Below are 25,216 nucleotides of genomic sequence, written 5' to 3'. Positions count from 1 at the left end.
TCTTTTAGTGTATTTACTCTAAAACTTTACTCTCTTTTTCCATGCATGTCAAGAGTAATTGCACTAATATGATAATTTCTATCGAAAAAGGGCTGCGAGAACGCGAAATGCAGATGCTTCTCTATATTAAGGAGGGGCCATGTCTCAAGAAGCCGACTTCGAACTCAATAGGAAAGAACACAAGCCGCTGCAGGTCAATCCCATCAAGCATTCGCAGCCGATGGGGGCGGCGCTTGCCTTTATGGGTATCCGCAACTGCCTGCCGCTGATGCACGCCTCGCAGGGGTGTGCCTCCTATACCAAAGTCTTTTATACCAAGCACTTCAACGAGCCGATCGCGATGTACAACACCTCGGTCAGCGATATTACCGCCGTACTTGACGGGGGAGATTACTCCATTCTGCTTGCTATCGACAATATCACCAAGAAGAGCAAGCTCAAGCCCGAACTCATCGGCCTGCATACGACGGGGCTGACGGAGACGAAGGGTGATGACGTCCGCGGGGTCGGGATGCATATCGAGATCCCCTACTGCTACGTCAATACGCCCGACTTCGAAGGGGGGATGGAGAGCGGCTGGGCCCTCACGGTCAAGGCGCTTGTCGACCAGCACACCGAACCGGCGACGGAGTGCAAGCCCAACAAGCTCGTGCTGATGCCGCATGTGGGCATCCAGCCCGGCGAGATCGAGAAGATCAAGGAGATGTGCGAGAACTTCGGGTTCGAGACCCTCGCGTTCCCGGATCTCTCCACCTCCCTCGACGGCTACCTCAGCGAGGGGCAGGGCAAACTGGCCACAGGGGGCATCGGCATCGACGATATCGTGGCCCTCGGCGACACGGAGACGGTCATCACCATCGGCAGCTCCATGAAAGTGGGCGCCGAGGCGCTGCAGAAGAAGAACCCCGCCGTCTGCCACATCCATTTCGACCACCTGATGGGGCTGGAAAATAATGACAATTTTGTCGCGGAACTGATGAAGATAAGACAGATCGATCCGCCGCCGCTCATGAAGCGCTGGCGCGGCCGCCTGCAGGACGTGATGCTCGACAGCCACTTCCTGGTCGGCGGCGCCCGTTTCATCGTGACCGGGGAGCCCGATGCGTGCATCGGCATCTGCGAATTGCTGCAGAGCGTCGGCGGTATTATCGATACCGTTGTCGCAACGACCTACAGTCCGATTCTCGAGAAGATCGAGGCCGAACACATCTTTGTCGGGGACCTTGAAGATGCGGCGCAGCACTTTAAAAACGCCGATCTCGTCATCAGCAATTTCCATGCGGAACGATTATTGCATATGGATGACAAAAGCCATGCCGGGCTGATGCTGCGGGGCTTCCCGAATTACGAGGAACTCGGCAATCAGCTTAAGAACGATCAGCTTTACGAAGGAAGCTGTTTCTTTCTTTTCGAAGCGGCGAATACGCTGCGTCATGTCCGGCACGGCGAACACTAAACTGAATTGAAGGGGTCATGATGGGTGAAAGTACGAAGATCAGCGTCGAGAGCACCGGCACACTTGAAAACGCGATGAAAGTCGCCTTTGCGTCAAAGGATATGGAGACGGTCAATGCGCACTTCGGCGGAGCGAAGGAGTTTGTCGTCTACAACGTTTCCAAAGACGGCTATGAGCTCAACGGGGTGATCAAATCGGACACCAGCGGACTGACGGGCGACGACAAGACCGACTTCAAGGTGCAGTGCCTTGCGGGAATCAACATCATGTACGTCGAATCCATCGGCGGTACGGCGGCGGCGAAGGTGATCCGCGCGGGCATCAACCCGATGAAGGTCCCGGACCCCCGGGCGATCGAGGAGATCCTGGAGGAACTGGTCAAGATGATTAACGGCAACCCGCCGCCGTGGGTCAAGCGGATCATCAACATGGAAACCGTCGAAGACCCGCGCCTGGCGCGCTGGGCCGTCGAGTAAACGGCAGCAATACCAAATAATTTCAATCTAAACGAAGGAAAACTATGACCGATACGGCACTTGAAATCAATGCATTCACCGAGGAGCTGATCCGTCAGCTGCGCGCGACGGACCAGTTCGGTAACTGGGCGAAAATGAGCGACGAAGAGCTCCTGACGAAAAAATACGTCAAGACGAAAGAGCAGCTCAAGGAGATCCCGATCATCGCGGATATCGACGAGATGCTCATCGGTGAGATCAAGATGATCTACAAAGCGATCGCCCTGCAGTTCGAGCGCAAGACGGGCGTCATGTGCAATGTCGTTATGGAGATGAGCCACGAGGGCTTCGGACGCTGTATCGTCATCGCAGACAAGATCGTCCTGGTGGACAAGTACTTCAAAGATGCGCACCGCTTCAGCTACCGCACCCTCGACAAACTGTACGAGGACGGGCAGAAACTGCTGGACAAAGCGTTCGACATTTTTGAACAGTACAAACCCTGCAAAGACAAAGCTTAATTACAACAAGGAGAGAGACACATATGGCAAACGTAGGTATTTTCGTCGGTAGTAGTACCGGTGCGACACAGGAAGTAGCGGAACTGCTCGAAGAGCAGTTTGAGGGAGCAGAGCTCATCAATATGGAAGAGGATTTCGACGATCTCGAGCAGTTCGACGATTTTGACGTCCTGCTGATCGGTTCTTCTACCTGGGGTCAGGGCGACCCGCAGCGCGACTGGGTTGACCCCATAATGGAGCTTGAGAGCGAAACACCCGATTTCAGTGGCAAAAAAGTCGCCTTTTTCGGTGCCGGCGACCAGGACACCCACGGCGAGGAGTTTGTCAGCGCCCTGGTGAAGTTCAAAACCCTTTTCGCCCAGCTCGGTGCCAATACCGAATTCGGATACTGGCCGACGGAAGGTTATACCTATAAGTTTTCCGCTGCCGAGAAAGACGGCAAGTTCGTCGGACTTGCGATCGACAAGATCAACCAGGAAGATCTGACCGAAGATCGTGTCAGCAGCTGGGCCTCTCAGCTCAAACAGGAGATGGGACTGTAGGACGAAATTGTTTCTACAGCCTCTCTTAAACGATTCTGTTGTCTAGAAACTAAAGAATCGAAATTGCAAATCACTTAGAAAGGATGAATGATGGGTACGCTTGAAGAGTTTCAATCGTTGACTGATGCCGAAGATTACTTTGATTTTTTCGATCTTGATTATGACGAGCGTTTGGTATACGTTAAACGCTTTCATATCTTGAAAGAGTTCGGAGCGATGATGGACCGCGCCATCGGAAGCGAGCTCGAAGGTGATGAGAAAATGCTTGAATACTATAAGTTCGCACTCATCACCGTGTATAAGAATTTTGAGAACGGCTATGCCCCGTCCGCAGCGGACGTGTGGGATATGTTCGGAAAAGAGAGCGGTTGCGGAACGTGTTCGACGTCCGACAGCTGTAGCGACGTAGAGGAAGTGAGCAATGGGGTTCACGCCTGCACAAGCCAGGCGGATCTCAGCTTCAACTAACGAAGCCGTTTTCACGTTTTTCGGATTGCCACGGGTAGATTGCCAAAAGCGGTCCGCAACAACAGTTCAAAATATAGGAGGTAAGCCATGGATGAAAATAAAATGTCGACTGCTGATAGCAAAATGATATCCCCTTCAAAAAAAGATGCCATTCTTCCGGTTTTCCGGATCGGACAGCGCGTCAAAATCACGAAGGCGATCCGCAATGACGGTACGAACCCGTTCCACCCAAGAGACGGTATCCTGATCGAACCGGGCGCCGAGGGGTACGTCACGAATATCGGCGATTTCCTCCAGGTTATTCGCGTCTATGACGTCAAGTTCATCGAGGAAGGCTCTACCTTCGGCTGCCGCGAAGGCGAACTGGTCGCCGTCGAAGAGGAAGACGGTTACGACGAAGTGGAGGACGAGCTGCGCTGGATCCGCGAGCACCGTGCGAAGCGCGAAGCGGAAAAACTCGCCAAAGCTGCTGCAGAAAAAGAAGCTGCCGAACTCGCCGCAAAAGGGGCGCAATCCCAAGACGAAGGAGACATGGCCTGAATTTTGGGTATTGACGAACTTGATGCATCAGCCATGATGTAGCGAGGGATTAAACGAAGGAGAACAACATGGCAAACGTCATTTTTTGCGGATTTGGCGATGGCATGGACAAGCGTGTACAGGCCCGCACGGGCGACGTGCTTCTGCGTGTAGCGGAAAGCAACGGCGTGAAGATCCCGACCGAGTGCAAGGACGGGACGTGCGGTAGTTGTGCGGTAAAGATCGAAGATCTGAGCGTCGAAGAGACTATGAACCCTACGACCGAAGACTATGATGCGCATGCCCAGTCTTACTATATGGAAGACAAAGAGCTCGAGACACTGGTCGAGATGGCTGCGATCACAAAGAAAGAGGCGGAAGTTGCCCAGCAATTCAACCGTCAAACCCCCGTTCGCCTTGCATGCCAGTGCATTGTAAGAAGCGACATTATTGTTAAACCGTTCGAGTAAAAAAAGGAGTATTGAATGACAACACGTGTAGAAATTATGAATGACTTCCTGGCGATCAACGTTAAGCCGGGTAAAACGATTCAGGACATTGTTGAAGCGTCAGGTTCTGCCCTGCCGTTTGGTTGCCGTGACGGCGAATGCGGGACCTGTGTGGTCTTCGTTGAGTCCGGTATGGACTTCCTCAGCGACGTGACTGACAAAGAAAAAGCTGTCATGAAAACGCTGAACGAATCCAACCCGAAAGCACGTCTGGCCTGCCAGATGAAAATTGCTCAGCCGAACGGTCTGGTCCGTCTGAAGTACTAATTCTCCCGGAGGGTTTTCCCCTCCGGACTCCTTTTCTTCCTACATTTTCGAAACCCTTAGAACAAAATTTGCATTTTTACAGCCGAATGCACAAAAATTATTCACATTCTCGTATCACATTTTTAGCAGCAGAGGTATGATTAGACGATGAAACAAGCTTTAAACCTCAAACAGAAACAGCTGCCGCGCCTCTCCATGCAGACATGGCTGCCGCTGCTACAGTGTTCGCTTTCGGACCTGGACAAACACCTGCAGGTCATCTCGAGTGAAAACCCCTGTCTTGAAGTTTCGTCGGGCTTCGAAGTCTCGGAGAGCTCTTCGGACCGTTCTCACCGTGCCTACATGGAGTACCAGAACCACGTTTCAAACGCCTCCAGCGACGAAATCGAGTGGCTGAGCGTCTCTGCCCAGTCTCTTTATGAAAAGCTCGACGAGCAGATCGCCGCACCGCTCTTTCCGACACCGATCTCCCAGAAGATCGCCCGCCAGATTATCTATTACATCAGTGACGAAGGGTACTTCGAGGGGTCGATCAAGGAGATCGCGGAGCAGTGCGATACGGACATGCAGCAGGTCGAGAAGGTGCGCCAGCGTTTTGCCTACCTGGAGCCTTCGGGCGTCGGGGCCAAGGACTACAAGGAGTCGTTCCTGTTCCAGCTCAACGACGTCGAGATGGATGACGAACTGAGCATTCTCGTCAGCGCGATGATCACCCGCTTCGAGTCCATGGAGAAGTTTGTCAACCACCCGCGCCTGGGGGATGCGAAAGAGGTGATCAGCCACCTGAAGAATCCGCCGGCGCTGGAGTACATGGAGAGTGAACCGCCGGTTCTGCCCGACCTTTACGTCGCGTTCGAGGGCGGCGAGTTCATTATCAAGATGAACAACGCTTTCTACCCCGACCTCAAAGTGACGCAGATCGACAAGTACGACAATTTTGCCAAACAGAAATTCAAAGAGGCGCGCGAACTCGTCAAATTGCTCGACCTGCGCAAAGCGACCCTTTACAACGTCACGCTGGTCCTGCTGGAGAAACAGTACGCTTTCTTCATGGGCGGGGAGCTTCAGCCGCTGAAACTCCAGGACGTCGCGGACGAGCTCGGTTTTAACGAATCGACGATCTCCCGGGCCATCAGCGACAAATACCTGGAGACGGAGCGGGGGGTGTTCGCCTTCAAAGAGTTCTTCTCCAATGCCATCGGGAACGTTTCCACGGCGGAGATCAAACATTTCCTGGAGCGGCTGGTCAAAAGCGAGGACCATGACAAACCCTTCAGCGACAAGATCCTGCATGAGAAGATCGAGGCGCGTTTCGGGATTTCGATGGTGCGGCGCTCCATCGCGAAGTACCGTCAGGAGCTGGAGATACCGCCCTTCAAAGAGCGGCGCTTTCTCTATAAGCTGGCCGAGAGCTGAGGCTCAGCTCGCGGGCGTATCAATCGCGGTGTAGTAGCTGTCGAAGTGCAGGGCGCGCTCGTCGCTGTCGTTGTGGCGCAGGGCAGCTTCGTTGGTCTCCCCGGTACGGATCCGTTCGACTTCCAGGACCGGGGTGACCCACATCTTGCCGCTTCCCTTGCCGAGATCGCGGGTATTGCATCGGATCGCCTCTTTGGCCGCCTCTTTGAAGAGTTCGTTCGAGACGACAATGTCGAGGCGGATGTTCTCATCGAGTTCAACCGGACCCGCGTCGTCGAACGCGACGCCGCCTTTTCCGATGACCTCACTGATGGTAACGCCCTCGATGGCGCGCTCTTTGAGCTCCAGTAACACGTCACTGAGGCAACTGCGGTTGAAGATGGCAGTCAGCTGGTACATGGCTGATCCTTTTATAGGGATTACTATAAACTCTGCATAAGATGTTCCCGATGTTACAGGGTGACATTTTTGTCATTGAAAATGTTTTTCGGCAGGGGGGCTCAACTGGAACGCCATTTGCATAATGGCCGGTAGAAATCTTTTTCAAAAAGGGGTCACACAATGGCTAGAGATGATTTGATCGGCGGAGCACTCTGGGAGGAGTACTCAACCGAAGTACAGCGTAGAATGAACGATCCTATTAATATGGGTGAGCTGACCGAGGCCGATGCCGGCGAGGACAAACTCGTTATCGCCGATTTCGGTGCAGAGAGCTGCGGCGACGCCGTACGCCTTTACTGGCTGATCGACCCGGCGACGGATACGATCAAGGTCAGCAAGTTCAAAAGTTTCGGTTGCGGTACGGCGATCGCCAGTTCTGATATGATGGCCGAACTCTGTATGGGCAAGACCGTCGACGATGCTCTGAAAATTACGAACATCGACGTCGAAAAAGCGCTCCGTGACGATCCGGACGTGCCGGCGGTACCGGGACAGAAGATGCACTGTTCCGTTATGGCTTACGACGTTATCAAAAAAGCGGCTTCCATCTACAAGGGTGTCGACATGGAGAGTTTCGAGGATGAGTTCATCATCTGTGAATGTGCCCGTATCACTCAGGACACGATCATGGAAGTTATCAAACTCAACAAGCTCAAATCCGTCGAGGAGATCACCGACTATACCAAGGCCGGCGGTTTCTGTAAATCCTGTGTCAAAGAGGGTGGTCACGAGAAGAAAGACGTCTACCTCGTCGACCTGCTCGAGCAGGCGCTCGAGGAAATGGCTGCCGAAGACAAAAGCCGCAAGATCATCGAAGCAAAAGGCGATGGTACGTTCGAATCCATGGGCCTTGTCCAGAAGATCAAAGCGGTCGAGTCTATTCTCGAAGAGTATATCCGTCCGACCCTCAAAGCCGACGGCGGCGACGTCGAACTGCTCGATATCGTTGAGAACGAAGGCAAATGGGATGTCCTCATCAAGTACCAGGGCGAATGTATGAGCTGTTCTATGAATACGACGACGACGCTGGCGGGTATCGAAGACATGCTCAACTTCAAACTCAAAGCCCCGATCAAGGTAATCGTTACTTAATGGCCTCATACGCGACCAAAGAAGGAACATTCGGCTACCTGAAACAGTTCCCGAAATACAGTCGGGACTTCTTCCGCTTCAACGGCGAGGCCTTCCTCTCGTCGATGGGGCTCGGGACCTTCCGCAAAGAGCCCTACCGCGAAGAGAACTATGTTCTCAACTACAAAGATGCGGTGAAGACGGCGGTGCTCAACGGCATCAACGTCATCGATACGGCGATCAACTACCGCTACCAGATGAGCGAGCGTGAGATCGGCGAGGCACTGGCCGAGCTTTTTGCAGAGGGCAAAGCGACCCGCGAACAACTGTTTATCACCTCCAAAGCGGGATTCATCCCCCTGGAGTTCCCTTTCCCGGATCCCTACGACTGGATCAACAAGAACATGCTCGAGGCGGGACTGGCGACCAAGGACGACATTGTCGTCGACCAGCACTGCATGAACCCCAAGTTCCTGCGCTGGAGCGTCGAGAGGTCGCTCCAGAACCTGGGCATCGAGACCCTGGACGCGCTCTTCCTCCACAACCCGGAGACCCAGCTGGGCTACGTGGATTACATGACGCTGCGCCTGCGCATCGCCGAGGCGTTCAAGCTCTTTGAAGCACTGGTGGCGGAGGGCAAGATCCGCCATTACGGCATTGCGGCGTGGAACGGCTTTTTGTACGAAGAGGGACACACCGAGTACCTCAGCCTCAGAGACATCGTCGCCATCGCCGAAGAGGTCGGGGGCAAGGATCACCACCTGCGCTTCCTGGAAGTGCCGTTCAACCTTGCCAAGCCGCACGCGTACAGCTACGCCAACCAGAAGGGCCCCGACGGGCGCTACTATACGCTGCTGCAGGCGGCTTACGGCTACGGGCTGCAGTGTTTCGCGGCGTCGTCGCTGCTGCAGATGAACCTCTTCAAAGGAAAGTTCGACAGCCGCCTGGGCGAGATGATGGGTACCGGCGAACTCACGGACATTATCAGTGCGCTGCAGTTCGCCCGTTCCGGTGGGATCATGAGCGCGCTCTTCGGGGCCGTCGATCCGCAGCACGTCGAGGACAACCTGCTGCTGGCCTATGTGCCGCAGCTGCCCCAGGAGACGGTGCAGCGTGTCGTAAAGGGTGAGTATGCTGTATGATGTGATCGTCGTCGGAAGCGGGATCGCAGGTTTACATGCAGCACTCTTTGCCAAACGCGCCGGCTGTCACGTCGCCGTCCTGACCAAAAGCAACCCGTTCCGCTCCAACTCCGCCGTCGCTTCGGGCGGCATCAACGCCGTTATCAACGTCAACGAATACGATTCGGTCGAGCGCCATGTCTCCGACACCTTCGACGGTTCGGACGGTTTGGCGAATCTCGGGAATATCCGCAAAATGTGCGCCCAGGCCCCGGAGATCGTGCAGGAGCTCCAGGAGATGGGCGTCGGTTTCGATACGGACGAGGAGGGCGCCATCGCCCAGCGTCCCTTCGGGGGCGCGAGCGCGAACCGTACCTGCTACATCGCCGACCGGACGGGTTCGGCCATCGTGCAGACCCTGCTGATGCAGTGCCGCAACGAAGGGGTACATATCCTCGCCAACCACAAGTTCCTCAACATCTGCAGTTTCAAAGAGAAGCTCTCCGGCGTCACCGTACTGCGGCGCCGGGACTCGCAGGTGATCGCTTTCGCCTGCAAATCGCTCATTCTTGCCGGCGGCGGGTACGCGGGGATCTTCCGCGGGCACTCCACCAACGCCCAGGAGAGCTCGGGCGACGTCATCGCGGCGGGGCTGCGGGCGGGCCTGCGCCTCTCCAATATGGAGTTCGTGCAGTTCCACCCGACGACCCTGGCAACGAACGGTTCGCTGATCAGCGAAGCGGCGCGTGGCGAGGGGGCCTACCTTGTCGACGAGACGGGCACGCGCTTCACCGACGAACTGCAGACCCGCGACAAGCTCTCCCGCGCCATCACCGAGCACATGCGCGAAGGGCATACGGTCTACCTTGATTTCCGCCATCTCGACGAGGCGCTTATCGACGCCAAGCTCCCTTCGGCACGGAAAATGGCTCTCAACGGCGCGGGCATAGATATCACCACCGAGCTGCTGCCGATCACCCCGTCTGCGCACTACACCATCGGCGGCATCTGGACGCGCGACGATACGTCGACGGATATGCCGGGGGTCTTCGCCTGCGGCGAATGCGCCGTGACGGGGGTACACGGGGCGAACCGCCTCGGCGGAAACTCTCTGCTGGAGGGGGCCTACTTCGGCCGGATGTCCGGGATTGAAGCCGCGCGCTACGCCCGACGCCGGGAGTTCCGGCCCATCGACTACCGCGACGTGGACAAAGAGAGTCGGCGCGTGGAGCTGATCTTGGATGGAGACAACCTTTATAACATCAACGCGATGCGCAAGAACCTCGGTGCGTCGCTCTTTCGCGACGCGGGGGTTTTCCGCAGCGAAGAGACGCTCTCCAGTGCGCTGGAATACTCCCACTATCTGATGGGCAGAAAACACGGGCTGCACTGCATTCACAAGGAGCGCGACAACAATGTCGAGCTGGCCTCCATTCTGGAGTTCGAGAATGCGCTGACTATCGCCGAGGCGATGATCCTTTCGGCGCTCAAACGCAAGGAGAGCAGGGGGGTGCATTACCGTGTCGACTATCCCGAGCGCGACGACCGCTATTTCAATGCGGCCTCCTACATCAAACTGATCGGGCGCGATTACCTGAAGATCTCTTTCGAGCGGGTCGTGCGGGGTGGTTTATGGCATCATACAAAAAAGGTTCTGGCTTCTATCAAAGTCTGATATCCATCTAACAACAAAGGAAAAACAATGGCAAAAGTAATGTTAAGAGACAACGGGGACGGACAGATCCTCTTTTACGTGGCAAAAAAGGACATGGAGGAGATCATCAAGGAGCTGGAATTTGACAGCGATGAGAAGTGGGGCGGAAACGTTAGCCTGACCAACGGTGACGTATGGTACATCAAACCGGGGCCGAAGAACCTCCCCGACGAAGTCGACGCAAAGATCATTACCCGCGGCGAGGACTAATGACTACATTGCGGGCCTAGTGCCCGCCGAACGCCCGCTTCATGCGTTTGATGCTCGATTGCTTTTTCTTCAGCAGATCCACCGTACACTCTACCTCACCGACATCCATTTCTTCACACAGAGCAAAACTGCCGATATGCTGAGAGAGCAGGTCGTTGATGCCTTTGTCGCTCTGCGCATCTTTGAGTTTGCTGCAAAATGCCGTGTCGGCACTGTCAATGAACTGTACTTTTCCGTCGGAAAAGATGATTTTTGTGGTCAAGGAACACCTCGTTAGTAAGATAAACACGCAAAATATTACCACATAAAAAAGTAAATTGATCAAATAATATACAAATTAATTTCTGCACATAATAAAAAATATGATATGAGGGTGCGCCCCGGGGAGAGGGGCGGCTTCGTAGGGTCAGTGGCGGATGGAGAGGTTGTTCTGTTTGATCGTGCCGATCAGCTTGTTGATCTGATCCATACGCTCTTCCTCTTTTTTGATGCAGTTGATCGCGTCGAGGTTGAACTTGTCCAGTTTCTCGTCCAGGTATGCCGTGGTGAAACGCCCGTCGATGAAGTCCTGGTCGCGGACGATCGCCTTGTGCAGCGGGATGTTCGTCGGCAGCCCGTCGATATAGAATTCGTCCAGGGCGCGGCGCGCTTTGCGGACAGCCCCCTCCCAGTCCAGGGACCAGATAATGAGCTTGCCGATCATGGAGTCGTAATCGGGCGGGATGACGTAGCCGGCGTAGAGGCTCGTGTCGAGGCGCACGCCGGGGCCGCCGGGGGCCATGTAGTTGGTGATCTTTCCGCAGGAGGGGAAGAACTGTTTCTGGGGGTCTTCGGCGTTGATGCGAAACTCGATGGCGTAGCCCCGGAAGATGATCTCCTCCTGCAGGAAGCGGAGTTTGTCCCCCGCGGCGATCTCGATCATGCGCTGGATGATGTCGATGCCGGAGATCAGCTCCGTCACGGGGTGCTCCACCTGGACGCGGGTATTCATCTCGATAAAGAAGACGGTGTCCGCTTCATCGACGAGGAACTCGATGGTACCGACACTTTCGTATCCCAGCCGGAACATCGCCTTGGTGGAGATGCGGAAGATCTCCTTGCGGACCGCATCGTTCAGACGGGGGGAGGGCGCGATCTCGATCACCTTCTGGTGGCGGCGCTGGATGGAGCAGTCGCGCTCGCCGAGGTGCACGACGTTGCCGTACTTGTCGGCGATGATCTGTACCTCGATATGGCGCGGGTTCTCGACGTATTTTTCGATAAAGACATCCCCTTTGCCGAAGAACTTTTTCGCTTCGTTCGTCGCGGAGTCGAACAGCTCATCGAACTCTTTCTCTTTGCGCACAATGCGCATCCCGCGCCCGCCGCCGCCGAACGCCGCCTTGATAATGACGGGGAAACCGATCTCCGCCGCGACGCGCGCGCCCTCTTTCTTGTCGGTAATGGCCGTCTGGGTCCCCTCGATAACGGGGACGCCGATCGCCTTCATCGCCGCCTTGGAGGCCGTTTTGTCGCCGAAGAGCATGATGTGCTCCGCCTTCGGGCCGATAAAGATGATCCCGGCACGGGTACAGGCGTCGGCGAACTCGGCGTTTTCACTGAGAAAACCGTAGCCGGGGTGGATGGCGTCGCAGCCCGCTTTCTTTGCCAGCGAGATGATGCGGTCATAGTCCAGGTAGGCCTGCAGGGCGTTGCCCAGGATGGGGTAGGCCTCGTCGGCCTTGCGGACCCAGATCCCCTCGGCGTCGACTTCGGAAAACATGGCGACGCTGGTAATGCCCAGCTCTTTGCAGGCACGGATAATGCGCAGGGCGATCTCGCCGCGGTTGGCGACCAGAATTTTCGTAATCGTTTGCATGATGACTCCGTTTCGGACGCCTTCGGGCATCCTGTTTCAAAAGGATGGAGACATTTTAGAGGGTTCCGAAAATTATTTCTTTCTATTTCATGCTTTTTTTCTTGGCTTATAATGTGAGTTTTTTTCTTTTTAATTGATAGAAAAATTGTCTATTATTGCTATAATGTAGGCATGAGAAAAGAGACGCTGCAGCGGCATACGAAGATCGCCAACGATATCCTCTACTACATCTACACCCATATCGAGACCCATATCGACCTGGAGGAACTCAGCCGCGATCTAAAGATCAGCAAGTTCCATATGCACCGGATTTTCAAGGAGATGTTCGGCCAGAACATCTATGAAAGCATCAAGTCGATCCGGCTGCAGAAAGCCTCGAGCCTGCTGATCACCAACCGCTATTCGACGATCTCCGAGGTGGCGTCCCTGTGCGGTTACAGCTCGCATTCATCGTTTATCAAGGCGTTCAAGATGCGGTTTGGAAAGAGCCCGAAACGGTGGCGGGAAGGGGGGTATAAAACCTATTCCGACCGTCTGCTCCGACGGGCGGGAATAGAGACGGCGAAGCTCTCCGAATTTGACGGCATGGAGCCCATCATCGAAAAGCGGCCGGAGCTGGAGAGTTACTATATCCGGCACAAAGGGTATGACAGCATGATCAAGCCGACCTGGCAGAAACTGCAGACCTGGGTGCTGGACAACAATCTATCGGAGTACCGCCAGATCGCGCTCTTTCACGACAACCCGACGGTGACGCCGCTGGAGGAGTGCCGCTATATCGCCTGTATCGAGACGGACGAGCAAGTCCAGAGCGACCGCCTGCCAAAGTTCAAGATCGCGTCGGGGATCTATGCCCGTTTCGACCTGCAGGGGCGCCATGAGGATTTTCTGCGGTTCATCCACTGGGTCTACCACGTCTGGCTGCCGCGCAGCGAGTATGAAACGACGACGAAGCCCTCTTATGCCGTCTACCGGAAGAACAACTTCCTTTCGGAGGACGGCACCTTCGATCTCAGTTTCTATATCTCGATTCGGTACTGATCACACCCCGTAGATGAGGGCGGCGGGGGCGCTGTAAAACGCCATGGTCGCACCGCAGCCATTGCAGGCGAGACGGTTGCGCAGCGCGAGAAGCTGTTTATGATAGTAGTGCATTGCCATTTATTACTCCTTGGTATGAAGGAGAATGCAAACGGCGTTCCAGGTTTTTTGAGCGCTGCCAGACTACTGTTTGCGCCCGAGGAACCAGCTCGGTTTCACTTCGCGGCAGACGGCTGCGACGCCTTTGCTGCTCTTGGCGCAGGCCTCTTTTTTGCGTCCGAGAAACCAGGTGTCGTATGTGGTGCCGATGGCGGGTGAAACGCTCGGGTTGTCTGATGTCGCGTGTGCCATGATTATGCTCCTTGGTTGGGGTGGGGCATCTAGATGTCGATGCCGTACTTCTTGATCTTGTAGCCGATCTGGCGCGGCGTCATGCCCAGCTGGGCCGCCGCTTTGGTCTGGATACCGCGGTTCTCGATCAGGGCCTGGATGATGGACTCTTTTTCCAGCTCCTGGAGGGTCGCCTTGGTGACCGGGTGCGATTCGGCGTTGGCCGGCGCCTCCTCGATCGGCGGCGGGGCGACAGGGGCTGCCGGCGCGGGCTGCGGTGCCGGCTCCGGCGTGGAGGGGTTGTAGAGCTTCTGGTAATTGAACGGCAGAACGTGGTTGAGCATCTCCGGCTGGACTTCGCCCTCGGGGCAGATCAGCACGAGGCGCTCCATCGTATTTTGCAGTTCCCGGATATTGCCCGGCCAGGGGTAGTCGAGCAGCAGCTCCAGTGCCGCCTTGGAGAGGACCATGCTCTTGTTGTGCTCTTTCATGAACTTCTTCATGTAGTGTTCGACGAGCAGTTTGACGTCTTCGTAGCGCTCGCGCAGCGGCGGCAGGTTCAGCGGAATGACGTTGAGGCGGTAGTAGAGGTCCTCGCGGAACTCTGCTTTTTTGACCATATCCTCGAGGTTCCGGTTCGTCGCCGCGACAAGGCGGACGTTGGTCTTGATCGTCTTTGTACCGCCGACGCGTTCGAACTCCTGCTCCTGGAGGATACGGAGCAGTTTGACCTGCAGGGCCGGGGTGATGTCGCCGATCTCGTCGAGGAAGAGGGTGCCGCCGTCGGCCAGCTCGAAGCGTCCTTTGCGCATCTCTTTGGCGTCGGTAAAGGCGCCTTTCTCATGACCGAAGAGTTCGGATTCGAGCAGGGTCTCGCTGATGGCGGCGCAGTTAAGCTTGATGAAGGGACCGTTCTTGCGCTGGCTGAGGTTGTGCACGGCCGTCGCGATCAGCTCCTTACCTGTACCCGTCTCGCCGCGTACAAGGATCGTCGCGTCCGTCGGGGCGACGGTCTCGAGCATGCTGAAGATCTGGCGCATCTTCGTACTGCGCCCGATGATGTTCTCGAAGCGGTGCTCGCTGAGCATCTCCTCTTTATAGTACATCTTGAGCTGGTTGAGCTCCTCTTTCTCCTTGAGGTAGCGCTGCTGGATGGCGAGCGTTCCGCTAAAGAGGGAACCGACGATGGTGAGCATGCGAACGATCTCGTCGAAGTTCAGCGGCGCGTTGGGGCCGAGGTTGGCGGAGATGACGCCGGTGACGGCATCGTCCTGGATGACCGGTACGGCGACGTAGGAGACGGATTTGCTGTTGACGATACCCATTTTATTGAGGTAGTCGATACTGTTGTGGATATTTTCGATCACGACCGGTTCGCCGCCCTGTGCTGCCAGACCCGTCGCGCCTTCGCCGAGTTTGTAGGTCGCCATCAGGCGCTGCTGTTCGGTAAGGTCGATCGAAGCGTACAGGTCCAGGACATCTTCTTCATTGAGCAGGAAAAGTGCACAGCGTTCCAGGTAGTTGTGACGCTTGAGCAGGCGCATGCCCTGTTCAATCGTCTCCTTGATGTCCGTCGAACTGGCCAGGATGACCGCGATTTCGTAAAGCAGTTCGATCTCTTTGTAGGCAAAGGTCAACGAACAGGTCTTACATTCGGGCCTGTCGGGGATCACGGGGGAGTCATACATCATTACGTTTTTTCTTTCTTACTACAGTTTATAGCGGTTTCAATCGCCTGGTTGAACCTAGATTCAGTCGTTATTATAGTCCATGCCTACACCAAAATGCGACAAATATGTAGTATAAAAAATAGGCACCTATGGGAATTTCACAAGAACGTTTTTTGCATTGTTAGCGAAAATCTCACAGAGGATATGTTATGGAAATTACGGTACACGGCACCCCGACCCCCCTTATCGGAAAGCAGCCCACTCTGGGCGGAGAAGCCCCGGCGGCACGCATTACGAAACTTGACGGTTCACAGAACGTCATTGGTATGATCGCTCCCAATACCCAGTTGCTCATCGCTATTCCTTCGCTGAAGACGGAAGTGTGTTCCCTCGGCGCAAAGAAGTTCAATGATCTTCTCAAAACCTTCAAAAAGCTCAACGCCGTCATGGTGACGACGGACGATCTTGACTTTGTCAAAGACTTCGCCGAGAAAGAGTCCATCGATGCTGCGGAACTTGTTGTTGACCCGGACCGCAACTTTGCGAAAAAATACGGCCTGTTGATCAGCGAAGGCAAACTCAAAGACCGTATGGCCCGCGCCGTCTACGTCATTGACCGTGACGGCCTCGTCGCCTACCGCGAGATCGTTCCCGAGATCGTTGACGAAGTCAATTACGACGCCTGTATCGAAGCCGTTGACAAACTGGTCAACGAGAAGAAGACCGGTCACGGCCATTCTCACGAAGAGTGGATGAGCGTCTAAGCCCTTCTAACTAAGGAGTTCGTCATGGCAGAGAACTATATTGCGTGGCTGCTGGCACGCGGATTTGACCCCAGCGACCTGGAATCCCGGGCCTTTAACGGTAATACTCCGCTGCTGCAGGCGGCGCTTGAGGGTAACGATATGATGGTCGAGCGCCTGCTGGAAGCGGGCGTGGACCTCTATGCGGTCAACTACGACTTTAACGGCGTCATTTTCAACGCCTGTTATGCCGACAGTGCCGCGATCATTGCCCGCCTTTTCGCTGCCGGCGCGGACATTGACGACATCAACGAGAACGGCGAAACACCGCTGATGTACGCCGTCTCTGCTTCCCGTCTTAATAGCGTTAAATCGCTTCTCTCCCTCGGCGCCGACAAATCCATGCAGAACATGGACGGCTATTGCGCCATCGATTTCGCCGTCAACCGGGACGTTCTCAATCAGCTGCGCTATGCGTGAGCTGTATGATGCCACGGCGCTGACGCCGCTGCGTGTCGCCCGTTCCGGCGGCTACATCGACTGGGCTTCGCAGCCCTCCCTTTTCAAACAGTACCCGGAGTTTCTCTACCGCATCGGTTTCGACGCCCATGAAGAGCTCGCCCCGCTGGCGCTTTCGCGCTGCATCACCTTTGAGGGTAACGTCGGTGGCAAACCCTACCTGCGCCTCAATACCCCCTCTGCCGGCAATCTCCACCCCGTGGAGCTCTATGTGCAGGTTCGGGGGGTCAAAGGGGTACTGAGCGGCACGTATCACCTGGACGCCCTCAAAGAGGAGATGGTCCTTATCCGCGAATGCGGCGCGGAGGGCCTGGAGCACTTCGTCGGGATGGAAACGCGCTTTGACGGGTTCCTTTTTGTCGTCAGCGTCGTCCCGTTCCGTTCCGAATGGAAGTACGGTCACCGCGCCTGGCGCTACTGCTACATGGATGCCGGTCACCAGATCGGCGCGCTCTGCGCCGCAATGGAAGCGTACGGGCTTGACACGACGCTGCTGGGCGAGGCGGATTTCTCGGCGCTGAACCACATGATGGGGTTCGGGCAGCAGGAGTTCGTCTGCGCGGCCATGGCCGTAGGAAAGGCGGGGGAGAAACCCGTCAAGCTGCCGAAAACGCCCCTGATGCAGGTGGCACCCACGGACTACGACGAGAGCGACGGGGTCGTTCCCGGCTGGATCGTGCAGCACCATCCCGTCGGCACGACCCTGCCGCCGCGCATGAGCGGCAGCGCCGACGAGGCCCTGCAGCGTGCCCGCCGCTCCGCCCGGGTTTTCGCCGGGAAGACGATGCCGGCGGATGCATTTGAACGCATTATGCATACGCTCACGCGAACGCCGGAGTGGATGAACGCCTACGCGATCGTGCTCCGGGATGATCAGACCCCTGCCGGTGTCTACCGCGGGGGCAAACGGATAAAGACGGGCGACTTTGCCGAGCCCATCGCCGGGATGCTGGTCGATCAGCGTTTCGTCTCAAACGCGGAGATCGTCATGGTCCTGAGCACGCCCAAGTACAGTGCGGACCTGCAGATGGCCTCGGCCGCCTTTGCGCACGGCCTCTCATTGGAAGCCGCCGCGCGCGGGGTGGGGTACACGGCCATAGGCGCCTTTTACGATAAGAAACTGCAGACCTTTTTGGAGACGCCGGAAGACATACTCTATGTCGGCGTCTTCGGTCTGGAACGTTAGGGTATATGGAGGTGCCCTTGCTATGAATGTCAAGAAAATGAACAAAGCACACAGTGCCGAAGCACAGAAGATCCTGAACATCTACCGCTTTTACCAGAAAGACGGGAATCTGTACCTCACAGCGGACGACGAAACGCTCGACGCGATTTTTGAAGCGGTCGTCGACGCCATCAACGACTGCGGTCCGCTCAAGGCGACGCTCCCCTATAACGAGTTCGTCCATCCGAGCAAGATGACGGCGGAGGGGGACCCGGGCTGGGTCGGGCATTTCGAGGAGCGGGACAACCGCCGCTTCTTCCTCAGCGACATTCACGACTATCTCTACCTGCTCTACGGCAGACAGTAGAACGGTACTTGCATGTTGATGAGTTATATTCAAGGAGACTCCATGACAGCCATCATGCCGCCTGAACATGTCAAAATGTATGAAGACGTCAAGACACTCCTCGCCGCGTATGCGGTCAACTACTACGCCAAAACGGTCCTGGCACCCCTGGTCGCGCAGAAATCGCTGCTGATGGACCACCTCTACGAGGACATGGGCTTCAACAGCCGTACGGAGATGGGCCAGTTCATGAAAAAGAACTTCCCGAAGTTGGCGGAGGAGAAACCCAAAGAGAAGCTTTGGAAAAAATACATCTATGACCGGGTCGGCTCCATCGCCCCGGCCTGCGCCACCTGCGATGATCAGCTCACCTGCTTCAAATGCATGGTCAAAGAGCTGAGTGCCTGACGTTTTCAGGCACACGACTTTAACCACCCCCACGAAAGGAACGCTACCCTTCAATGACAACACCCTCGATCTCGACCACGGAACTTTACGACCATATCGATACACTGATTAAGACAGATACCCCTCTGTTCATTCACGGCAGCCCGGGCATCGGCAAATCCTACATTGTTGCCGATGTTGCGGAAAAGAATAAACTGGAGCTCGTCGACGTGCGCCTCTCGCAGATGGACCCGGTCGATCTCCGGGGCGTCCCGGCGATCCGCGACGAGCAGACGGTCTGGATGCCGCCGGTCTTTTTTCCGAAAGATCCCGATTCCGAGGGGATTTTGTTCCTCGACGAGCTCAACTCCGCGCCGCCGTCGGTACAGGCGGCCATCTACCAGCTGGTGCTCAACCGCCGCATGGGCGAGTACGACCTGCCCGCAGGGTGGCGGATCATCTGCGCGGGGAACCGCGTCAGCGACCGCGGGGTCGTCTTCCGCCTGCCCACACCGCTGGCCAACCGGATGGTACACCTGCACGTTCAGGCCCGCTTCGACGACTTCAAGCTCTTCGCGCTGAAATCGAAACTGCACCACTTCGTCATCGGTTTCCTGGGCTTCCGCCCGGACTTGCTCTCGACCGAACCGGTTGTTGAAGACGACGCCAACCCGGCGTTTGCGACGCCGCGCAGTTACCACATGCTCTCGAACATCCTGAAGTCCAACATGGACATCGGCAAGATCGCCCCTGTCATCTACGGCACCATCGGCTACGCCGCCGGCATCGAGTTCGTCTCCTACGTCAAGGTCTACGAGGAGCTGCCGGATGTCGCCGCGATCTACGAGGGGCACTACCCCGAGATCGAGAACCAGCCGGCACTGCTGTACGCGCTCGTTTCCGCGCTCGTCGAGTACTACAACGGTTCCGACACGCATAAAGACCACCTCTTTGCTTACAGCGAAACCCTCCCGACGGAGTTCGGCGTCATGCTCGTCAAGGACGTCATCGTCAAGGACGAATCCATCGCGACCCACGGCGCCTTCGACGCCTGGCTGGCGAAGTACGGGGAGTACATCCTTTAAAAGGTCCGCTTGATAGAGCAGACCTCTCCTCTCTAACCGCTACGCCCGGTTGCTCCGGGGCAGCACTTCTCCCTCACAAACGACTCATGAAATTTTCCTATGCTTTCTGAAAAGAACGACAAAAGGATAAACGATGCGATACCTGTTCATACTGCTTATTGCACTGCTTTTCAGCGGCTGTGTCGTCCGGGTCCCGGGGCCGCATCACCACGGCCCGGTTATCTACTATGACATCTATCCGTACGGCGGCTACCATCGGGGACACCGGTACTGAAAAAATGCGGCATTGATTAGCCTGTGAGGGCTAACCGCGTCACGATCTACTCACGATTTTTTTCTATGCTTCTTCTATCTAACAATTAAAGGATAGAAGATGCGATACATTCTGCTTGCACTCATCCCACTGCTTTTTACCGGCTGCGTCATTCGTGCGCCGTACGCTTACAGAGGTGAACCGGTCATCTATTATGAGTCCGGTTACCCGTCAGGCTATTACGAAGAGGGCCGTACCGTCTATAAACGCAGCAACGGTCATGGCCACACCTACGGGCATCATAAAGAGTATCGGCACTAAGTTCTTTCCCGGGACGTTTCCCTTCGTCCCACTCCTCTTTTTCTGTATTAAATAGTTTTGTTTTGTGTTAAGTCGATAGGTGGTATATTGATTCGCATCAATATACGCAATGTATGATTAATACGATTTTTCAATAGATAATTGAACATTTTGTACGTTGAATAAAGAGTTGCTCGTTCCCGCTTGCGGAAACGAGCAACGTCCGCGCTGAGCACTGAACGTGCCACCTTGCCATCTGCCGGTCTCCGCTTCGCTACGACCAACAAATGGCAGGAGTCACTCGCTAAGCCCGGCCGTTATATCGAATTATCAATAGTCTAGAATCCAGCTATCAAACATGCAAGGAGAAAATATCAAAAAGTTTTTGAAAATAATTTGGCTTGTAGCTACTGCAGTTTTAGTGTCATGGGGAATTTATTTCTTTTCGCTTTTTGTTGCATGGGGAGGTGCGATTGAGCCAAACACAGGGAAATTGTTAGCGATAACTGCAGGTATGATATTTTTTGGTGTTGGATTTGTTAAGACTATAAATAAAAAAACTGATCCTCAAATGGAAAAAGAAAAGTCACTTCTCAAAAAGGGCTTGGGTTTAATTATCTTTATCTTTCCGTTTGCCATATTGACATGGATGTCACTTCCTATCTTACTTATATGGAATGGTACTTATCTTAAACTCTATAAATATCATGCTTTCCCTTGTGAAAATGTGACTTTCAAAACAAAAGAGAAAATGGTACTAATATCCAACAAAGATGGGATGTTACCTCGCAGTGCATATTTTTTGACACATAATACTCTCGAAATCCTTGATAAGGATCTTGAACGTAGCCCATGGATTCTTTCTTATGTACCTAATGGAGAAGAATATAAAATCATCGGTTTTTATTTGGCACAAGCAAAAGGTTTTTCCGACAATTATTACTACCTTGCACAAGATGTCGGAAACAATGAGTCAAAAGCTCTTATAAATGTTTTTTCTTTTGATTCTAGGCAGTGCTATCCAAGAAACGTGACACCCTATGATAAAGCTCTCTTTTTTCCAAAAAGAAAATCATACAATGAAGAAGAAATTGACCTGAGCGATTTGAAAATGGCACCATACGAGAATCCAATAGATATAACAAATCAGAGGAGACCAATCAAAAACCCGCGGGCGGCTTTTTGATTGCTCATTTTAAACGTTATATTACGGAAAGTTAAATGGAAAAAACAATAGGCGCTATTAGTCTTATTGCGCTTGGAATATTTGTTATTGCAAACCCGCAGTTTACAGCAAGAGGAGGAACAACGGATTTTTCTTACATGAATTTCAACATTCTATTCGGCTTGATATTGACTGCTCTAGGCATTTTACTACTAATCTCAAGAGGAAAAAACAAAGATGAGAATAGATGGCTTTGAAGAATATAACAAATCAGAGGAGACCAATCAAAAACCCGCGGGCTGCTTTTTGATTGCTCATTTTAAACGTCATATATGGGATATGCATGCTGACTAAGTTTTATAGAGTATATATTCAGAAAGCGCCAAAAAGTAGAATTTCTCGGTATTTGTATGTCTTGTCTTTGATATTTTTAGTCACTGCCTATTTCCAGTGGGAAAGGTATATTTTGAATCCACTATTGAAGCTTGAAGAGATGCACTCTTCGCATGGGGTTATCCAAGCTGTCTATACTGGCAAGTTTCGCTCGCTGGTCTTTAATAATGAAAAGTTCGGTGTCGCTTTATCAGGGCTGGACCGAAAGGCTATGGTCAATCAAAATGCTAAAGTATGGTACCAAGTTCTAAAAGGTATTTTTGGAAAACGTAAAATTATTTATCAGATCCAAATTCGCGATTGGCTGCTTAGAGATGATTATGCTGAATACTATAGAGAGCAAGCAGAGTATCAAAAATATGCTATACCGAACATAGTATTTTATATAGCCGGAATTGTTGCAATATTTATCATGATTTGGATTCGTCACAAAGATGAAGTCTATGACAACGAAGTTGAGCCGATCAACAAGCCGAGGTAAAATCCATGATCTTTCAGTGTAGTCGCCAGAAGCCTGCAGAATGACATCAGAAACGATTAGCGAAACACTAAAGAATCTTGGCGACCCCGATATCGCCGAGCATTCGCAGCGTTTTTTCAAAACGGGCGAGGGGGAGTACGGAGCGGGGGACAGGTTCTTAGGTGTCCGCGTTCCCGTACTGCGCAAGCAGGTAGCCGCGTTCCGTGCGGCGCCGCTGCCAGAGGTCAAGAAGCTGCTGCACTCTCCCTATCATGAAGAGCGTCTCTTCGCACTCTTGCTGATGGTCGCGAAGTACGAGCGCGGGGATGCGGCGGAGAAGGAGGCGGTTTACAACTGCTACATGGCCAATACCGCCTCCATCAACAACTGGGACCTCGTCGACAGCTCCGCGCCTTACATTGTCGGTGAGTACCTGATAGCAAGGGACAAAGCGATCCTCTATACGTTCGCCCGATCAGAGAGCTTGTGGGAGCGCCGCATCGCGATCATGGCGACGTTCTACTTTATCCGCAAAGGCAGGTTCGATACGGCGCTGGAGATTGCTGAACTGCTGCTCGCAGACACCCATGACCTTATCCACAAGGCCGTCGGCTGGATGCTGCGGGAAGTGGGCAACCGCGACCCTGACAGAGAGCGGGCGTTTCTTGCTTCCCGCTACAAGTCCATGCCGCGGACGATGCTGCGCTACGCCATCGAGAAGTTTCCTGAACCGGAGCGCAAGGCTTACCTGAAGGGGGAGGTGTAGCCTCTGATTGATAGAACAGCGATTGCATATTTTCCGGTATAAACCCAGGGTAGAGAGAGGGCTATGCCAGAAGAACAGAGCGATTTGCAGCGCCGGCTGGAGAAGATCCGCGTCCAGTTTCTATTTGACCATCCGTTTTTGAGCGTGCTGGCACTCTCCCTGCCCATGCGCTTCCGCAAGAACCCCCACGAAGCATTCGAGACCGACGGGACGGCCATCTATGTCGATACGACGATGGCCGACACCATCCCCGAACAGCAGCTCAAGTACATTTACGCGCATACGCTGCTGCACATCATGCTCAAGCACCCCTTCCGCATGGGCGGGCGCGACCACAAGACGTGGAACCGCAGCAGCGACGTCGTCATCAACCTGCTGCTCGACGACTTCGAGCGGGTCGGCGAGCGGCCGGAGCACGAAGTGATGATGGAAAAGTACCGCGACCAGAGTGTCGAAGAGGTCTACAACACGCTGTACCAGGAGAACCCGGAGGGCGAAGGTACGCCCGACGACGAGAACCCGCAGGAGCAGAAGCAGGACCTTATAGAGAGCGAGGGCGACAGCGAAGCGGCGATGGAAGATATCGACGCGCTGATCGTCCAGGCGATGGGAGCAGCCCAGAAGCAGGGGAACATCCCGGCCTCCTTCCTGGAGGTGATCCGTGAAGTCACCCGCCCCAAGATCGACCTGGCGACGCTTTTGCACACTTATATGACGGAGAGCTTCTTCGATAAGCAGAGCGACTTCTCCCGGCCCAACCGCCGTTTCATCTACCAGGAGCTCTACCTGCCCGGCTACCGTCAGGAGAACAATCGCCTCAACCTCTACATTGCGCTGGACCGCTCCATGAGTATCAGCCGAGATACCTTCTCGAAGTTCCTCGGCATCATCGACGGGGTTTTGCGACTCAGTACCGACTTCAAGGTGACGGTAATTCCCTTTGACGATGAGGTCGACAAAGAGAAGATCGTCACCTACGACGCCCAGGCGCTCAAACCGGAGGTCGCGTTCGAGAAGGGCAACGGCGGGACGCAGTTCGCACCGGTGCTGGAGTACCTCAACACCGCGGACGAAGCGGCAGCGACGCTGATGGTGCTCAGCGACGGCTTCTTCAAGATCGAAAAGGCCTCGCACCTGCCGACGCTTTTCCTGGTGAGCGAGAAGCGCAACATGAAGCGTTTCGAGCCCTACGGCGACGTCTTCTACTTTGATCTGTAAGGAGGTTTGCGTTGTATAAAAGCATCAAGGATGCGCGGGCCTGCTGCCGAAGCAAACCCAGTGTTAACGCAGGTATCCGGACTTTGTTCGGATGCCGTGAGGAGTAGATATGTACGACCTGAGTTACAAGGAAGAGATCGAAGCCCTCAAGGATGAGCCGGACTTCGAAACGCGGGGCGACGAGCTCTACCTCTACCATGAGGATGACGAAGCGCGGCTGGAGTGGGCCTTCTACCGCCCCTCCGGTTCGCACCCGGAGCAGGTCAGCGACAAAAACGTCATGGTCTCCATCATGGCCTTCAACCACTCGCGCCTGGGGGCGTACGAACGCTTTACCCGTCTGCACCCCGACGTCATTGCCAACGACCGGTTGCGGGTCAAGGTGCGCAACCGGAGCCGGATGCTCTTCCGTGCCATGGTCGACAACGACTTTACCGAACTGGTGCAGGTGCTGCAGTACGCGCCGGTCTTTATCGACATGGCCTGCGACCAGGTCATCAACGGCCGTATCTGGAACGAACATTACGCCGACCTGGGGGCCGCGACGAGCTTCCTGGGCATGGCCGAAGCGCACCTGGACGACAAGCTGGTCGACGGGGTAAAGCGCCGCCTGCAGCCGGTCAAGAAGTTCAGTTACGACGAGGCGAAGGCCTACCTGGAGACGCTGAGCAAGCAGGCACAGAATTTGCATCCTCTACTTAAAGCGCACTATACCGAGGCGTATGAGACATGGGTGGAAAAGACGCAGTTGCATCCGCTGCAGCGGATCGCACTGCAAAAACAGATAGCGGCTTTGAAGGAGTAAAA

At 54.6% G+C, this 25,216-nt stretch carries 33 protein-coding genes; 28 read left to right on the top strand and 5 right to left on the bottom strand.

Annotated features, from left to right (window positions below; all coding sequences use genetic code 11):
- Window positions 1-139 precede the first annotated feature (139 nt).
- The 9 genes from nifN (at window position 140) to rpoN (ending at window position 6,153) form a co-directional block, all read left to right on the top strand.
- Window positions 140-1,456, top strand: coding sequence for a nitrogenase iron-molybdenum cofactor biosynthesis protein NifN (gene nifN, locus WCY31_RS07485; protein WP_345971906.1), 1,317 nt, complete (start codon window positions 140-142; stop codon window positions 1,454-1,456).
- A 17-nt stretch (window positions 1,457-1,473) separates the two neighbouring features.
- The gene (gene nifX, locus WCY31_RS07480; protein ID WP_345971905.1) at window positions 1,474-1,932 is read left to right on the top strand and encodes a nitrogen fixation protein NifX; all 459 of its coding nucleotides are present in this window, start codon (window positions 1,474-1,476) and stop codon (window positions 1,930-1,932) included.
- A 44-nt stretch (window positions 1,933-1,976) separates the two neighbouring features.
- Entirely contained in the window at window positions 1,977-2,432 is a 456-nt protein-coding gene (locus WCY31_RS07475; RefSeq protein ID WP_231018261.1) for a NifX-associated nitrogen fixation protein, read from the top strand.
- A 23-nt stretch (window positions 2,433-2,455) separates the two neighbouring features.
- Entirely contained in the window at window positions 2,456-2,974 is a 519-nt protein-coding gene (locus tag WCY31_RS07470) for a flavodoxin (RefSeq protein WP_345969195.1), read from the top strand.
- An 87-nt stretch (window positions 2,975-3,061) separates the two neighbouring features.
- On the top strand, window positions 3,062-3,442 hold the full coding sequence (locus tag WCY31_RS07465) for a nitrogenase-stabilizing/protective protein NifW (protein WP_345969194.1): 381 nt from the start codon (window positions 3,062-3,064) through the stop codon (window positions 3,440-3,442).
- Between the two features lie 123 nt (window positions 3,443-3,565).
- A complete protein-coding gene (locus tag WCY31_RS07460; protein WP_345969193.1) occupies window positions 3,566-3,982 on the top strand; it encodes a nitrogen fixation protein NifZ in 417 nt (138 codons plus the stop codon).
- Between the two features lie 68 nt (window positions 3,983-4,050).
- The gene (locus WCY31_RS07455; protein ID WP_231018255.1) at window positions 4,051-4,431 is read left to right on the top strand and encodes a 2Fe-2S iron-sulfur cluster-binding protein; all 381 of its coding nucleotides are present in this window, start codon (window positions 4,051-4,053) and stop codon (window positions 4,429-4,431) included.
- A 15-nt stretch (window positions 4,432-4,446) separates the two neighbouring features.
- On the top strand, window positions 4,447-4,737 hold the full coding sequence (locus WCY31_RS07450; RefSeq protein WP_345969192.1) for a 2Fe-2S iron-sulfur cluster binding domain-containing protein: 291 nt from the start codon (window positions 4,447-4,449) through the stop codon (window positions 4,735-4,737).
- Window positions 4,738-4,884: 147 nt separating this feature from the next.
- Complete coding sequence (rpoN, locus tag WCY31_RS07445; protein ID WP_345969191.1) at window positions 4,885-6,153, top strand: RNA polymerase factor sigma-54; 1,269 nt, start codon at window positions 4,885-4,887, stop codon at window positions 6,151-6,153.
- 3 nt (window positions 6,154-6,156) lie between these two features.
- On the opposite strand, the gene WCY31_RS07440 is transcribed toward rpoN, so the two are convergent.
- Window positions 6,157-6,552 carry a P-II family nitrogen regulator gene (locus WCY31_RS07440; RefSeq protein WP_231018251.1) on the bottom strand — a complete coding sequence of 132 codons (396 nt, stop codon included), beginning with the start codon at window positions 6,550-6,552 and terminating at the stop codon, window positions 6,157-6,159.
- Window positions 6,553-6,714: 162 nt separating this feature from the next.
- Between WCY31_RS07440 and WCY31_RS07435 the strand changes: the two genes are divergently transcribed.
- The 4 genes from WCY31_RS07435 to nifT are packed head-to-tail and all read left to right on the top strand — an operon-like array spanning window position 6,715 to window position 10,710.
- On the top strand, window positions 6,715-7,686 hold the full coding sequence (locus tag WCY31_RS07435; protein WP_345969190.1) for an iron-sulfur cluster assembly scaffold protein: 972 nt from the start codon (window positions 6,715-6,717) through the stop codon (window positions 7,684-7,686).
- Window positions 7,686-8,807, top strand: a complete 1,122-nt coding sequence (locus WCY31_RS07430) for an aldo/keto reductase (protein ID WP_345971904.1) — start codon at window positions 7,686-7,688, stop codon at window positions 8,805-8,807. Before WCY31_RS07435 ends, WCY31_RS07430 begins: the two co-directional genes overlap by 1 nt.
- On the top strand, window positions 8,797-10,461 hold the full coding sequence (locus WCY31_RS07425; protein WP_345969188.1) for an L-aspartate oxidase: 1,665 nt from the start codon (window positions 8,797-8,799) through the stop codon (window positions 10,459-10,461). The genes WCY31_RS07430 and WCY31_RS07425 overlap by 11 nt, the downstream gene beginning before the upstream one ends.
- Before the next feature lie 27 nt (window positions 10,462-10,488).
- Window positions 10,489-10,710: a putative nitrogen fixation protein NifT gene (gene nifT, locus WCY31_RS07420; RefSeq protein WP_231018245.1), complete on the top strand. Its 222-nt coding sequence runs from the start codon at window positions 10,489-10,491 to the stop codon at window positions 10,708-10,710.
- Window positions 10,711-10,726: 16 nt separating this feature from the next.
- On the opposite strand, the gene WCY31_RS07415 is transcribed toward nifT, so the two are convergent.
- Together WCY31_RS07415 and WCY31_RS07410 are read right to left on the bottom strand one after the other, a co-directional pair.
- Complete coding sequence (locus WCY31_RS07415; RefSeq protein ID WP_345969187.1) at window positions 10,727-10,972, bottom strand: hypothetical protein; 246 nt, start codon at window positions 10,970-10,972, stop codon at window positions 10,727-10,729.
- Between the two features lie 144 nt (window positions 10,973-11,116).
- The gene (locus WCY31_RS07410) at window positions 11,117-12,568 is read right to left on the bottom strand and encodes an acetyl-CoA carboxylase biotin carboxylase subunit (protein WP_345969186.1); all 1,452 of its coding nucleotides are present in this window, start codon (window positions 12,566-12,568) and stop codon (window positions 11,117-11,119) included.
- Window positions 12,569-12,739: 171 nt separating this feature from the next.
- On the opposite strand from WCY31_RS07410, the gene WCY31_RS07405 reads away from it, so the two are divergent.
- On the top strand, window positions 12,740-13,609 hold the full coding sequence (locus tag WCY31_RS07405) for an AraC family transcriptional regulator (RefSeq protein ID WP_345971903.1): 870 nt from the start codon (window positions 12,740-12,742) through the stop codon (window positions 13,607-13,609).
- 183 nt (window positions 13,610-13,792) lie between these two features.
- Here WCY31_RS07405 and WCY31_RS07400 read toward each other — a convergent pair whose 3' ends face one another.
- On the bottom strand, window positions 13,793-13,960 hold the full coding sequence (locus WCY31_RS07400) for a hypothetical protein (RefSeq protein WP_345971902.1): 168 nt from the start codon (window positions 13,958-13,960) through the stop codon (window positions 13,793-13,795).
- A gap of 29 nt (window positions 13,961-13,989) precedes the next feature.
- Entirely contained in the window at window positions 13,990-15,630 is a 1,641-nt protein-coding gene (nifA, locus tag WCY31_RS07395) for a nif-specific transcriptional activator NifA (protein WP_345971901.1), read from the bottom strand.
- A 188-nt stretch (window positions 15,631-15,818) separates the two neighbouring features.
- Here nifA and WCY31_RS07390 point away from each other — a divergent pair, with 188 nt between their 5' ends.
- The 14 genes from WCY31_RS07390 (at window position 15,819) to WCY31_RS07325 (ending at window position 25,214) form a co-directional block, all read left to right on the top strand.
- Window positions 15,819-16,373, top strand: coding sequence for a redoxin family protein (locus tag WCY31_RS07390; protein ID WP_231018238.1), 555 nt, complete (start codon window positions 15,819-15,821; stop codon window positions 16,371-16,373).
- Window positions 16,374-16,397: 24 nt separating this feature from the next.
- Window positions 16,398-16,832, top strand: a complete 435-nt coding sequence (locus WCY31_RS07385; protein ID WP_345971900.1) for an ankyrin repeat domain-containing protein — start codon at window positions 16,398-16,400, stop codon at window positions 16,830-16,832.
- Entirely contained in the window at window positions 16,825-18,057 is a 1,233-nt protein-coding gene (locus WCY31_RS07380; RefSeq protein ID WP_345971898.1) for a nitroreductase family protein, read from the top strand. The genes WCY31_RS07385 and WCY31_RS07380 overlap by 8 nt, the downstream gene beginning before the upstream one ends.
- A gap of 37 nt (window positions 18,058-18,094) precedes the next feature.
- On the top strand, window positions 18,095-18,403 hold the full coding sequence (locus WCY31_RS07375; protein WP_345969180.1) for a hypothetical protein: 309 nt from the start codon (window positions 18,095-18,097) through the stop codon (window positions 18,401-18,403).
- Window positions 18,404-18,445: 42 nt separating this feature from the next.
- Entirely contained in the window at window positions 18,446-18,790 is a 345-nt protein-coding gene (locus tag WCY31_RS07370; protein WP_345969179.1) for a nitrogen fixation protein NifQ, read from the top strand.
- Between the two features lie 53 nt (window positions 18,791-18,843).
- Entirely contained in the window at window positions 18,844-19,854 is a 1,011-nt protein-coding gene (locus WCY31_RS07365; RefSeq protein ID WP_345971897.1) for a MoxR family ATPase, read from the top strand.
- A gap of 133 nt (window positions 19,855-19,987) precedes the next feature.
- Window positions 19,988-20,128, top strand: a complete 141-nt coding sequence (locus tag WCY31_RS07360) for a hypothetical protein (RefSeq protein ID WP_231018229.1) — start codon at window positions 19,988-19,990, stop codon at window positions 20,126-20,128.
- 99 nt (window positions 20,129-20,227) lie between these two features.
- Window positions 20,228-20,428: a hypothetical protein gene (locus WCY31_RS07355; RefSeq protein ID WP_345971896.1), complete on the top strand. Its 201-nt coding sequence runs from the start codon at window positions 20,228-20,230 to the stop codon at window positions 20,426-20,428.
- A gap of 337 nt (window positions 20,429-20,765) precedes the next feature.
- Entirely contained in the window at window positions 20,766-21,593 is an 828-nt protein-coding gene (locus tag WCY31_RS07350; RefSeq protein WP_345971895.1) for a hypothetical protein, read from the top strand.
- 35 nt (window positions 21,594-21,628) lie between these two features.
- Window positions 21,629-21,829 carry a hypothetical protein gene (locus WCY31_RS07345; protein ID WP_345971894.1) on the top strand — a complete coding sequence of 67 codons (201 nt, stop codon included), beginning with the start codon at window positions 21,629-21,631 and terminating at the stop codon, window positions 21,827-21,829.
- An 86-nt stretch (window positions 21,830-21,915) separates the two neighbouring features.
- Window positions 21,916-22,446, top strand: a complete 531-nt coding sequence (locus WCY31_RS07340) for a hypothetical protein (RefSeq protein WP_345971893.1) — start codon at window positions 21,916-21,918, stop codon at window positions 22,444-22,446.
- A gap of 40 nt (window positions 22,447-22,486) precedes the next feature.
- Window positions 22,487-23,191 (top strand): DNA alkylation repair protein, encoded by a 705-nt coding sequence (locus tag WCY31_RS07335; RefSeq protein WP_345971892.1) that lies wholly within the window; start codon window positions 22,487-22,489, stop codon window positions 23,189-23,191.
- A 63-nt stretch (window positions 23,192-23,254) separates the two neighbouring features.
- Entirely contained in the window at window positions 23,255-24,409 is a 1,155-nt protein-coding gene (locus tag WCY31_RS07330) for a vWA domain-containing protein (protein WP_345969172.1), read from the top strand.
- Window positions 24,410-24,518: 109 nt separating this feature from the next.
- Window positions 24,519-25,214, top strand: coding sequence for a hypothetical protein (locus tag WCY31_RS07325; RefSeq protein ID WP_345971891.1), 696 nt, complete (start codon window positions 24,519-24,521; stop codon window positions 25,212-25,214).
- Window positions 25,215-25,216: the final 2 nt, after the last annotated feature.

It is taken from the genome of Sulfurimonas sp. HSL3-1, assembly GCF_039645995.1.
GTDB classification, from domain to species: Bacteria; Campylobacterota; Campylobacteria; order Campylobacterales; family Sulfurimonadaceae; genus Thiomicrolovo; species Thiomicrolovo diazotrophicus.
This window is presented reverse-complemented; position numbering and strand designations above follow the sequence as displayed.

What these genes read in the sequence shown, in the direction of transcription:
- nifN (WP_345971906.1), top strand. Translation starts at nt 140, where the DNA reads ATGTCTCAAGAAGCCGACTTCGAACTCAATAGGAAAGAACACAAGCCG.
- nifX (WP_345971905.1), top strand. Translation starts at nt 1,474, where the DNA reads ATGATGGGTGAAAGTACGAAGATCAGCGTCGAGAGCACCGGCACACTT.
- WCY31_RS07475 (WP_231018261.1), top strand. Translation starts at nt 1,977, where the DNA reads ATGACCGATACGGCACTTGAAATCAATGCATTCACCGAGGAGCTGATC.
- WCY31_RS07470 (WP_345969195.1), top strand. Translation starts at nt 2,456, where the DNA reads ATGGCAAACGTAGGTATTTTCGTCGGTAGTAGTACCGGTGCGACACAG.
- WCY31_RS07465 (WP_345969194.1), top strand. Translation starts at nt 3,062, where the DNA reads ATGATGGGTACGCTTGAAGAGTTTCAATCGTTGACTGATGCCGAAGAT.
- WCY31_RS07460 (WP_345969193.1), top strand. Translation starts at nt 3,566, where the DNA reads ATGATATCCCCTTCAAAAAAAGATGCCATTCTTCCGGTTTTCCGGATC.
- WCY31_RS07455 (WP_231018255.1), top strand. Translation starts at nt 4,051, where the DNA reads ATGGCAAACGTCATTTTTTGCGGATTTGGCGATGGCATGGACAAGCGT.
- WCY31_RS07450 (WP_345969192.1), top strand. Translation starts at nt 4,447, where the DNA reads ATGACAACACGTGTAGAAATTATGAATGACTTCCTGGCGATCAACGTT.
- rpoN (WP_345969191.1), top strand. Translation starts at nt 4,885, where the DNA reads ATGAAACAAGCTTTAAACCTCAAACAGAAACAGCTGCCGCGCCTCTCC.
- WCY31_RS07440 (WP_231018251.1), bottom strand. Translation starts at nt 6,552, where the DNA reads ATGTACCAGCTGACTGCCATCTTCAACCGCAGTTGCCTCAGTGACGTG.
- WCY31_RS07435 (WP_345969190.1), top strand. Translation starts at nt 6,715, where the DNA reads ATGGCTAGAGATGATTTGATCGGCGGAGCACTCTGGGAGGAGTACTCA.
- WCY31_RS07430 (WP_345971904.1), top strand. Translation starts at nt 7,686, where the DNA reads ATGGCCTCATACGCGACCAAAGAAGGAACATTCGGCTACCTGAAACAG.
- WCY31_RS07425 (WP_345969188.1), top strand. Translation starts at nt 8,797, where the DNA reads ATGCTGTATGATGTGATCGTCGTCGGAAGCGGGATCGCAGGTTTACAT.
- nifT (WP_231018245.1), top strand. Translation starts at nt 10,489, where the DNA reads ATGGCAAAAGTAATGTTAAGAGACAACGGGGACGGACAGATCCTCTTT.
- WCY31_RS07410 (WP_345969186.1), bottom strand. Translation starts at nt 12,568, where the DNA reads ATGCAAACGATTACGAAAATTCTGGTCGCCAACCGCGGCGAGATCGCC.
- WCY31_RS07405 (WP_345971903.1), top strand. Translation starts at nt 12,740, where the DNA reads ATGAGAAAAGAGACGCTGCAGCGGCATACGAAGATCGCCAACGATATC.
- WCY31_RS07400 (WP_345971902.1), bottom strand. Translation starts at nt 13,960, where the DNA reads ATGGCACACGCGACATCAGACAACCCGAGCGTTTCACCCGCCATCGGC.
- nifA (WP_345971901.1), bottom strand. Translation starts at nt 15,630, where the DNA reads ATGATGTATGACTCCCCCGTGATCCCCGACAGGCCCGAATGTAAGACC.
- WCY31_RS07390 (WP_231018238.1), top strand. Translation starts at nt 15,819, where the DNA reads ATGGAAATTACGGTACACGGCACCCCGACCCCCCTTATCGGAAAGCAG.
- WCY31_RS07385 (WP_345971900.1), top strand. Translation starts at nt 16,398, where the DNA reads ATGGCAGAGAACTATATTGCGTGGCTGCTGGCACGCGGATTTGACCCC.
- WCY31_RS07380 (WP_345971898.1), top strand. Translation starts at nt 16,825, where the DNA reads ATGCGTGAGCTGTATGATGCCACGGCGCTGACGCCGCTGCGTGTCGCC.
- WCY31_RS07375 (WP_345969180.1), top strand. Translation starts at nt 18,095, where the DNA reads ATGAACAAAGCACACAGTGCCGAAGCACAGAAGATCCTGAACATCTAC.
- WCY31_RS07370 (WP_345969179.1), top strand. Translation starts at nt 18,446, where the DNA reads ATGACAGCCATCATGCCGCCTGAACATGTCAAAATGTATGAAGACGTC.
- WCY31_RS07365 (WP_345971897.1), top strand. Translation starts at nt 18,844, where the DNA reads ATGACAACACCCTCGATCTCGACCACGGAACTTTACGACCATATCGAT.
- WCY31_RS07360 (WP_231018229.1), top strand. Translation starts at nt 19,988, where the DNA reads ATGCGATACCTGTTCATACTGCTTATTGCACTGCTTTTCAGCGGCTGT.
- WCY31_RS07355 (WP_345971896.1), top strand. Translation starts at nt 20,228, where the DNA reads ATGCGATACATTCTGCTTGCACTCATCCCACTGCTTTTTACCGGCTGC.
- WCY31_RS07350 (WP_345971895.1), top strand. Translation starts at nt 20,766, where the DNA reads ATGCAAGGAGAAAATATCAAAAAGTTTTTGAAAATAATTTGGCTTGTA.
- WCY31_RS07345 (WP_345971894.1), top strand. Translation starts at nt 21,629, where the DNA reads ATGGAAAAAACAATAGGCGCTATTAGTCTTATTGCGCTTGGAATATTT.
- WCY31_RS07340 (WP_345971893.1), top strand. Translation starts at nt 21,916, where the DNA reads ATGCTGACTAAGTTTTATAGAGTATATATTCAGAAAGCGCCAAAAAGT.
- WCY31_RS07335 (WP_345971892.1), top strand. Translation starts at nt 22,487, where the DNA reads ATGACATCAGAAACGATTAGCGAAACACTAAAGAATCTTGGCGACCCC.
- WCY31_RS07330 (WP_345969172.1), top strand. Translation starts at nt 23,255, where the DNA reads ATGCCAGAAGAACAGAGCGATTTGCAGCGCCGGCTGGAGAAGATCCGC.
- WCY31_RS07325 (WP_345971891.1), top strand. Translation starts at nt 24,519, where the DNA reads ATGTACGACCTGAGTTACAAGGAAGAGATCGAAGCCCTCAAGGATGAG.